At 31.6% G+C, this 10200-nt stretch carries 8 protein-coding genes and 2 pseudogenes; all 10 read left to right on the top strand.

All coding sequences use genetic code 11. From position 1 onward, the window contains the following. Positions 1–331: pseudogene (locus KGF50_RS17890) on the top strand (zinc ribbon domain-containing protein); the annotation flags it as partial. A 70-nt stretch (positions 332–401) separates the two neighbouring features. After that, positions 402–2741: a tape measure protein gene (locus KGF50_RS17885; protein ID WP_227849315.1), complete on the top strand. Its 2340-nt coding sequence runs from the start codon at positions 402–404 to the stop codon at positions 2739–2741. Positions 2742–2754: 13 nt separating this feature from the next. Then, positions 2755–3450, top strand: a complete 696-nt coding sequence (locus KGF50_RS17880) for a LysM peptidoglycan-binding domain-containing protein (RefSeq protein WP_227849314.1) — start codon at positions 2755–2757, stop codon at positions 3448–3450. After that, positions 3443–5401, top strand: a pseudogene (locus tag KGF50_RS17875) (NlpC/P60 family protein). Before KGF50_RS17880 ends, KGF50_RS17875 begins: the two are co-directional and overlap by 8 nt. Positions 5402–5414: 13 nt before the next feature. Then, entirely contained in the window at positions 5415–5675 is a 261-nt protein-coding gene (locus KGF50_RS17870; RefSeq protein ID WP_227849313.1) for a DUF2577 domain-containing protein, read from the top strand. Between the two features lie 4 nt (positions 5676–5679). After that, entirely contained in the window at positions 5680–6099 is a 420-nt protein-coding gene (locus tag KGF50_RS17865) for a DUF2634 domain-containing protein (protein WP_227849312.1), read from the top strand. After that, complete coding sequence (locus KGF50_RS17860; RefSeq protein ID WP_227849311.1) at positions 6100–7149, top strand: baseplate J/gp47 family protein; 1050 nt, start codon at positions 6100–6102, stop codon at positions 7147–7149. Next, positions 7142–7759 carry a YmfQ family protein gene (locus KGF50_RS17855; protein ID WP_227849310.1) on the top strand — a complete coding sequence of 206 codons (618 nt, stop codon included), beginning with the start codon at positions 7142–7144 and terminating at the stop codon, positions 7757–7759. Before KGF50_RS17860 ends, KGF50_RS17855 begins: the two co-directional genes overlap by 8 nt. Positions 7760–7774: 15 nt before the next feature. Then, positions 7775–8557: a phage tail protein gene (locus tag KGF50_RS17850; RefSeq protein ID WP_227849309.1), complete on the top strand. Its 783-nt coding sequence runs from the start codon at positions 7775–7777 to the stop codon at positions 8555–8557. 9 nt (positions 8558–8566) lie between these two features. Then, positions 8567–10200: glycine rich domain-containing protein (locus tag KGF50_RS17845; RefSeq protein WP_255655055.1), on the top strand; the 1634-nt coding region annotated here is incomplete at its 3' end.

The raw sequence follows: 10200 nt of genomic DNA, 5'->3' as shown, positions 1-10200 counted from the left end.
AGAAGATTGTAGAAAAATATTAGAAGAACCATATCAAAAATATTATAATGAAAATTCTGATATGCTTGAAGAAAAAAGAAAAAAAGAAGATGATATTTCAAAAATTAGAAGAGCTAAAGAGGAAAGAATAGAAAAGGAAAAAGTAGCTTGTTGTCCTAAATGTGGTTCAACATCTCTATCAGCTCAGAAAAAAGGTTTTGGTATAGGAAAAGCTGTAGCAGGAGCGACTATAGCAGGAGGTATTGGTCTAGTGGCGGGCAACTTAGGTGCAAAAAAAGTTAGAGTTACTTGTTTAAATTGTGGCAAACAATTTTGGGCAGGTAAAAAATAGATATTAAAAATAAAACACTTACTTAGGTAGGTGTTTTTTATATAAAAATTTTAGAAAGGAGAGTGAAAATATGGCTACAATACAAACATCCATTAGAATTTTCGATGGAATGACACCTGCATTTCGCAATATGACTACATCTATTAACACTACGATTAATAGTCTTGAAAGGTTACAACAAAGGTTGCATAATCCGCTTAATGCAGGTGGGATACAAACATCTCAGCAAAGTTTGAATAATATAGAAAGTATTCTAACAAGGATAGAACAAAATATAGGAAAAGCAGATGAACAACAGAGAAGATTTAACGAAGATATTAACAAGGGAGCAAGTAATACAGATAGACTGCTAGGAAGTGTTAAAAAGATTGCCGGAGCTTATATGGGCTTAAAGACGATAGGAGGATTAGGTAGTTTAAGCGACCAAATGACCAGTACAAATGCGAGGTTGGCGATGATAAATGATGGTCAACTCTCAGATGGAGGGTTAAATAAAATGATTTTCCAATCCGCTGAAAGGTCTCGTGCATCTTATTTAGACACAGCACAAATAGTTTCGCGTATAGGAATGAATGCAGGTAGTGCATTTTCTAGTACTAGAGAAATAGTAAGCTTTGCAGAGCAACTTAACAAAAAATTTGTCATAGCAGGTGCAAGCACACAAGAAATGAATTCAGCATTATTGCAACTGACTCAAGGTTTAGGAAGTGGAGTTTTGCGTGGGGAAGAATTAAATGCCGTATTTGAGTCAGCACCTAACATCATCAAAAGTATTGCAGATTATCTCGATGTCGACATAGGAAAGATTCGAGGAATGGCATCAGAAGGAATGTTAACAGCAGATATTGTAAAAAATTCCTTGCTTGCTGCATCAGCTGAAACAAATAAGCAATTTGAACAGATGCCTTATACACTTGGTCAAATTTTCACTAGCATAAAAAATAATGCAGTAATGATATTTGGAGCGATACAAAAAAAGATTGAAGATACTGTTTCTAGTGGAGGATTCCGAACCTTTATAGTTAATGTAACTGATGCTATATATGTATTAGGTTCAGTTGGATATAGTGTTTTCAATGGGTTTATTGATTTATTGAGTAGTCCGGCATTTCGTGGATTTTTTAATATGATGATTGTCGGAATCAGTTTAATTTCACAAGGCTTTGGATGGCTATTAACAGTCATAGGAAGTGTCATTAATTTTATTGCACAAGGTTGGAGTATAATACAACCTATTTTGATAACAAGCATCGTTTTGTGGAGTTTATATAAAACAGCTGTTTTGGCAGGTGCTTTAGTTACAGCTATTCAGGTGGGGTGGACAGCTTTACAGACATTTTGGACTAATTTGCTAAATGGTTCATTATTAACTAATATAATGATGAATATAGCTGCAAAAATATCAACGGATGCACTAAGCGGTTCAATGTTGCTTTTAATTACCACAATAGTTATGGTTGTAGCAGCAGTAGCCTTAGTTATAGCAGCAACATTTGTAGGAATAGCAATATTCAACCATTTTGCAGGAACTAGTATTTCTGCAACTGGAGTAGTAGGAGGAGCTTTTTATTTCTTAGGAGCTTGTATCTATGATGTATTCGCAGGAGCTTGGAATATTGTAATGGCATTTGCAGAGTTCTTTGTTAATTCGTTTAATATTGTTATCTATAATGTACAGATGTTATTTTATAAATTCCAAAACTTTGTAATAAATGCTATGGGAGATGTAGGAGGAAGTTTTGACAATTGTGCTACAGCTTTAGCAAATGCTTTTGTAAGTGCAGCAAACATAGCAATAAAAGGGATTAATGGAGTTATAAAAGCTTTAAATCTAATCCCAGGTGTTAATATAAATACTTTAGGAAGCTTGGACAAAATAGATTCTTTTGTAAAACAATATAAAGATTACCAAAAAACATTAAAAGAGCCTGTAAAGCCTGCTGACTGGAAAGCACCATATATGGACATTAAAAACCCATTTGACTCTTATAAAAAAGGGTATGAAGTAGGTAAAAATTTAGAAAACAAATTAAAAGATACTTTTGACATCAATAAAATGGCAGAAAAGGCAAAAAAAGACTTAAGATTAGATGACCTTTGGGACAAAAAATATGGCTTAGGCGATTCAATAGGTTCAGCAGGTTTAAATTCACCTTTAAATGACGCAGCAAAAGGTGCAAAAGACACAGCTAAAATGGCAAAGACAATGGATAAAAGTCAAGAAGATTTAAAATATCTTAGAGATATAGCTGAGCAAGAAGTAATCAATAAATTTACAGGAGTGAATATAAAAATAGACATGAACAACACTAATAATATAAGCAAAGATGCAGATGTTGATGGAATAGTAAATGTCTTAACTGAAAAATTAAATGACGCTATGATTATCTCAGCGGAGGGAATAGTTTAGGAGGTGTTAATATATGGCTTATGACTTTTATTTAGATGGAGTACAACTACCAATCCCACCACCCAAACTTGAAATTAAAGTAACAAACAAGAATAAGACAGTTGATTTAATAAACACTGGAGAAGTAAACATATTAAAAAAAGAAGGGCTATCTGAAATAAGTTTTGAAGCAGAATTTACACATAATAAATTACCTTTTTATCGTGGGACTTTTAGGGATGTTCAATTCTTTTTAAGTAAACTAGAACTATTAAAAACAGATTGTAAGCCATTCCAATTTATTGTATCTCGTGAGTTAGGTAACAAAGTATTATTTAATACTAATATGAAAGTATCTTTAGAGGAATATAACATAGTAGAAGATGCAGAGAATGGCTCAGATACAAAAGTTACAATAAAATTAAAACAATATAGAGATTACTCAACTAAAAAGTTAGTTCCTGCTACACCTAAAACGACTAATGATACTGGTAGACCAAGCATAAAGATAGAACCTAAAAGGGTCGATTCAGTCAATGCACCAAATTCCAAGACCTATACAGTAAAAGCAGGTGATTCTCTTTGGTCAATTTGTCAAAAACAACTTGGTAATGGTTCATTATATAAGAAAGTGTATGAGTTAAATAAAACTATGATGGATAAGGCTAATAAAGGTAAAAATCTATCTAAGTATACTATTTACAAAGGGCAGGTGTTAAAACTTGGCTGATGAATTAGTTCTAGCAAATGATAGGGATGTAAGGCTAGTTATTGCACATTGGGAAGATTTTTACGAACCAGTTGTCCTTGATGGTATCACGTGGGAAATTGAAAGACGAGGTACACCAAGTAAATTAGAATTTACAATAGTAATGGATGATATACTACAATTCTGTGAAGGTAACTCTGTAAGGCTGTATTACAAGGGTGTAGGCATATTCTACGGATATATATTTCAGAAAAAGAGAGATAAAGAAAATCATATTAAAATTGTTGCTTACGACCAGTTGAGATATTTCAAAAATAAAGATACTTATGTATATAATAATCAAACAGCAAGTGAACTTGTAAAAATGTTGGCTAAAGATTTTAAATTAAAATACAATGTCATAGAAGATACTAAGTATAAAATATCTAGAGTTGAAGAAAATAAAACACTCTTTGATATGGTTTTAACTGCACTTGATGATACTCTAAGAGAGAAAAAGGAAATGTATGTTTTATATGATGATTTTGGAAGAATAACATTAAAGAATATTGCATCAATGAAATTAGATACTGTTATGAATAATGATGTAATAGAAGATTTTGACTATAATTCTTCTATTGATAGTGATACTTACACAAAGATTAAACTCGTAAGAGACAACGAGGAGTCAGGAAAAAGAGATGTGTATATTGCTCAAGACTCAACGCACATAAGAAGTTGGGGAATACTTCAAATGTTTGATATAGTAGATAAAAATATGAGTGAAGCAGAAATAAAACAAAAATGTGATATACTTCTAAAACTATATAATAAGAAAACTAAGTCATTAAGTTTAAAAAATGTACTTGGAGATATTAGAGTTAGAGCAGGTTGTTTAGTACCTGTTTTTTTGCCATTAGGAGATATTGAGTTACAAAATTATATGTTAGTTGAGAAAGTAAAACATACTTTTGAAAATAACAGTCATTTTATGGATTTGACACTCGTTGATGGAGACGAATTTGCTTCTTATTCTTCAAGTTCATATTCAAGTGGAAATACTAATAATAAAGATGAAAAGAAAAATGGTGCAGCACAAAGTACTACAAGTAAAGAAGACAATGATATGATAAATAAATTGAATAAAGTATTTAAAAATAAGTTATCAAATACATGAAATATATTTGTTAAATATTCTAATGCTTACAAGGTCAATGCAGCTTTAATGGCTGCTATTTCTATACATGAAACAGGAAATGGTAGTTCTTCACTTTGTAAAAATAAAAATAATTTCTTTGGAATGAAAGGAATGTCTTTTGGTTCTGTAGATGAAGGAATAAAAAGAGGTATAAGTAATTTATCAAGAAATTATATTCGCACAGGAAGAAAAACATTAGAAAGTATAAGAGATAAATATGCACCTCTTTATGATAGCCCTCTTAATAAAGATTGGGTACCAGGAGTAGGCAAATTTTATAAACAAATAACAGGAAGTATCTATAGTTCTAATAATGCAGGTACAGGAGTTGGAAGTAATGAAGAAGCAGAAAAGAATTTAAAAGATACAACTTATCAAGTTCAAAATAATAACAATGCTAATACATCCACTAGCAATAGTTCTAAAACAGATAAACTAATTAGTGTAGCAAAAAGTAAATTAGGTTGTAAATATGCTCGAGGAGCAGAAGGTCCTAACACTTTTGACTGTTCTGGATTTACCCAATGGTGTTATAAACAAATAGGTATAAAAATTCCTCGGACTGTTGCAACGCAAAGTAAGGCAGGTAAAGCTGTAGATTTAAAAGATAAAAGTAAATGGAAAGCAGGAGATTTATTATGTAGGGTTGGTGGAGGAAGTAGCAATCATGTAATGATGTATATAGGAAATGGTAAAATGATTCATTCACCACAAACTGGTGATGTAGTAAAAATACAGTCAGTTGATTCATATCGAAAAGGAAAAGCATATACACATGTAAGAAGATTTATGTAAATGAGGTGATAATGTGAGTCAAGATTTATTACAAATAATTAAAAAGGCAGCAATGGATGCAGTAGAAACAAGTAACCCAATGCAAATTGCATTTGGAACTATAGAAAGTGTTAATCCTTTGGTAGTTAAGATAGAGCAGAAAGCATCTTTTGAAGAATTTTTTTTAATACAAACAGATACATTTAAAAGATATACAGATAAAAAGGTAGGGGATAAATTAGTCTTAATTAGGATGCAAGGAGGACAGCAATATTTGATTTTAGATAGGATGTGATAGAGTGTTACCAAGTGATAATTTAGATTATGATATTGAAGATGTATCAATAATTAATTTTGATGTAAGGCAAGAACCAAGTAAGACATTTAAATTTCATATGGAGAGAAATAAAGTAGATGGTATTTGTGATGATGTGGAAGCATTAAAACAAACCATCTTTTTAATTTTAAACACAGAGAGATACCAACATTTAATTTATTCTTGGAACTATGGAGTTGAGTTAAATGATTTAATTGGAGAACCTATATCCTTTGTAATACCTGAACTTGAAAGACGAATCAAAGAAGCACTAATACTGGATGATAGGATTGAAAATGTAGATAATTTTGAGTTTGAAAATATAAAGGGTAAAGTACATTGTAAGTTTATAGTTCATACAAAGTATGGGAATTTAAATGCAGAGAAGGTGGTGAGTGTATAATTGTTTGAATTAATGACTTTTGAAAACATAATTAAAAGAATGTTAGATAGTGTACCAGATACCTTTGATAAAAGGGAAGGGTCTATAATATATAATGCCCTCGCACCAGTTGCTATAGAACTTACAGAAACTTACATTGCGATGGATGAATTACTAGACCAAACCTTTGTTGATACTGCTAGTTATTACTATTTAGAGAAGAGATGTAAGGAAAGAGGAATCGAACCTTTACCAGCCACTAATACGATTGCTAAAGGAGTATTTAACATAGATATTCCTATTGATTCAAGATTTAACTTAGGAGAGTACAATTATGTAGCAATTGAGAGAATATCTGAAGGTATATACAAGATGAAATGCGAAACTGCTGGACCTATTTTTGAGTTAGGACAATTAATACCTATCGAATATATAGATAAATTAGAAACTGCTGAGTTAACTGAGATACTAATTAATGGGGAAGATGAAGAGAGTGAAGACAGTTTAAGACAAAGATATTATGATAGTTTAAATTCTCAATCTTTTGGGGGTAATATCCAAAACTACAAAGATGAAGTTAATAAACTGCCTGATGTTGGAGGTGTTAAAGTTTATCCAGCTTGGGATGGTGGAGGTACTGTTAAGTTAGTAATAATTAATTCTAATTTCAAAGTACCAAGTGAAGAATTAGTTAATTTAGTACAAGAAGAAATTGACCCAATTGAGCACCATGGAGAAGGGCTTGGATTAGCACCAATTGGACACCGAGTAACTGTTGAAGGAGTTACAAGTACAATAATAAATGTATCAGCAGAAATAACATACAAGAGTGGATATACATGGGATAATATAAAATCAGTTGCAGAAGAAGCAATAGACGACTATTTAAATGAGTTAAATATGAGTTGGGAAGATGAAGAAAACTTAATAGTTCGTATATCTCAGATTGAAACAAGACTGCTTAGTATTGATGGAGTATTAGATATTACAAATACCATGATAAATGATGCTAAATCTAATCTAACAATAGATAGTAACAGTATAGTAGTGAGAGGTGAGGTAGTTGGATAAAGAGATTAATCTAATAAATTACTTACCACAGATTTTACAGGATAAAGAAGAATATATAAAAGTATTTAATGCAGAAAACAAAGAAATAAAAACACTACATGACAAATTAAAGGACCTATCAAGTGACCAGTTTTTAGAGGATTTAACTCCAAGTGGCATAAAAAGATGGGAAAAGATAATGTCTATAACCCCCAAAAGTAATGAGAGTTTAGAGGATAGAAGATTTAGGATTTTTAGTAGGTATATAAGTAAATTACCTTACTCAGAACGATTTCTTAGGAATTGGCTAGACAATATAGTTGGTGAAGGAAATTATGAGTTAACTATAAATAATTCTACTTATAATATACATTTAGAAAGTGATGCAAGAAATCAAGATTGGTTTAATGAAGTTCATACATTTGTAAATAGTATTAAACCTTGCAACATGAGTCTTGATTATACTAGAGTTTTAGTTAGCAAAGATAATGGCATGTATTTTGGTGCAACAACAGTCACAGGGCATGAGATTACAATTTACCCTTGGTCACCTAGTGATATTGAAACACAAGGAGAGATTAAGATTATGAGTGGTAATGGGTTTGGATACCAAGAAATAACTATTTATTAGATAGGAGGTGGTAGTTTGGCTACAGAGAAAAGTTACTACACAATATTAACAAATATAGGTAAGGCTAAGATAGCAAATGCAAGTGTTACAGGCAATAAAGTCGGATTTGCAAAAATTCAACTTGGTGATGGTGGAGGTAGTGAATATACTCCAACCGAGGGTCAGACAGCACTTAAAAATGTGGTATGGGAAGGTAATATCGGAAATACAACTACAGATGAAACTGCACCAAATTGCATAATATTAGAGAGTTTAATACCTTCAAGTGTAGGTGGGTTTATGATAAGAGAGATAGGATATTTAGATGATGAAAATAATCTAATTGCCATTTCTAAATATAAAGAATGTTATAAACCTTCTATAGAACAAGGTGCAGTAGTAGATATGAAGGTTAAAACTGTGCTTATTGTATCTAATGTAAATAATATAGAACTTAAGATAGACCCAACGATAATTTTTGCAACTTTAAAAGACATACAAGAGTTAGACACTAAAATTGATACAACTAAAACAGAATTAACAAGCAACATAGAAACTGCTAAAACAGAGTTAAACACTAGAATAGGAGATACAACACAACTTAATACAACAGATAAAACAAATATAGTTAGTGCATTAAATGAGGTAAAAACTAGTGTAGATAGTATAGAAACAACAGCAGATAAAACGAGTATAAAAGATACAGATAATTTATTTGAAAGTGATAATGTAGAGGGAGCATTAAAAGAAGTGATGCAGGAATTTAAAAGTAGTAAAAACTCACTTAGAACAAATTTTAATGGTATGTTACCAGTTTAGGAGGTTTATATGGCAGCAAAAGAATTTAATTGTACTGGCTCAGTTGAAACTATAACCCTACCTCCAGAGACTTACATTTTGGAAGTTTGGGGAGCAGGCAGATACAAAGCAGGATATTCAAAAGGAGTGTTGAAACTAACAGAATCTACGAAATTATTTATTCACGTTGGTGGAGGAAATGAACTTGATGACAGTAAACTTTCATACAATGGTGGAGGTAGAGGAACAACTGGTTTTAATGTTCAATCGAATGGTTGTGGAGCTACAGATATAAGGATAGGAGTAGATGATTTAAATCATAGAGTAATAGTCGCAGGTGGTGCAGGTGGTGTGGGTCGTCATTATAACTATACTACTAAAGGTGGCAATATTACAACTGGCGGTGCAGGTGGCGGATTAATGGGACGTATACCACAAACTGTAGGAGGAGACTATCCTAGTGGTGGTAAGCAACAAGAAGCAGGAACTCATTACGGGTCGAAAACTTTAAAACCAAGCTTTGGTGTTGGTGGTGGTACTGGTGGAATTGTTTGTGAAGGAGTTGAAATTTATGGCGGAGGTGGCGGAGGCGGTTGGTATGGCGGAGGTGGCGGGTTTGTTAATGATAGAAGCTTTAACGAATTTTGCGGAGGAGCAGGAGGAAGTGGATATGTATTAACTAAAGATAGTTATAAACCTTCAGGATATGCGTTAACTGAAGAATGCTATCTAACTGATGCAATAACATGCAACCCTACAGATGCTGGATATGTTAATCATTCCTCTGATTACGCTCATGGATTTGCAAGAATTCGACTTTTAGATGAGCCACCAACAGTTACAATATCATCTTCAAATTTAGGAAATATTAATAAAAATAATGATATTAACTTGAAATGCACAATAGTTGTAGGTTCAGAAAATAGAGTTACTCTATCTGTAAAACTTAACAATGAAAATATATCTACTCAAAGCGTTTATAATGGTACTCATAATTTAATTATACCTAAAGATAAATTATATCCTCTAAATATAGGAAGTTCTAATACTATAACTGTAACAGCTAGTAATAGCACAGGAAAATCAACAAGTAAAACATGTATCTTTACTATAATTAATACTAAACCATCTATAAATATATCAAGTATTTCAGATATTCAAGCAACTTTTACAGTTTTAGATTTAGATAATAATTTAAATAGAATAGAATTTTATCTTGATTCTACATTATTAGAAACGATAACTACAGATTTGTATTTAGAAAAAACACTTAATTACACATTAGAAGATAATGCAATACACACAGTAAAAATTAAAGCTATAGATGAAACAAATGAATTTACAGAAAAAGTGGTAAGTATAAGTAAAAATCTAATGCCACTGCAAGAAGATTTTACTATGACAGATTTTAATAATTCATTAACAGAGTTTAAGGCAACTTTTATGAATGGAAAAACAAGTATTATAAATACTTTAGCATTAAAGAATATAGAAGCAAATCTAAATAATACGCTTGTGGAGCTATCAGAGAAAATAAAAACTTCTTTTGATAGTTCAGATGCTAGTTCACAAGAGTTGCAAAATAGAATAACAGAATTGACTAATCAATTAAGTCAAAGAATTAAATATGCAACTGGCACTTATTCTCCGCCAGCCGGTTCTCG

It is taken from the genome of Clostridioides sp. ZZV15-6598, assembly GCF_020657705.1.
Lineage (GTDB): Bacteria > Bacillota > Clostridia > Peptostreptococcales > Peptostreptococcaceae > Clostridioides > Clostridioides difficile_F.
This window is presented reverse-complemented; position numbering and strand designations above follow the sequence as displayed.

Coding starts and splice junctions, on each gene's coding strand:
- KGF50_RS17885 (WP_227849315.1), top strand. CDS start 402: ATGGCTACAATACAAACATCCATTAGAATTTTCGATGGAATGACACCT.
- KGF50_RS17880 (WP_227849314.1), top strand. CDS start 2,755: ATGGCTTATGACTTTTATTTAGATGGAGTACAACTACCAATCCCACCA.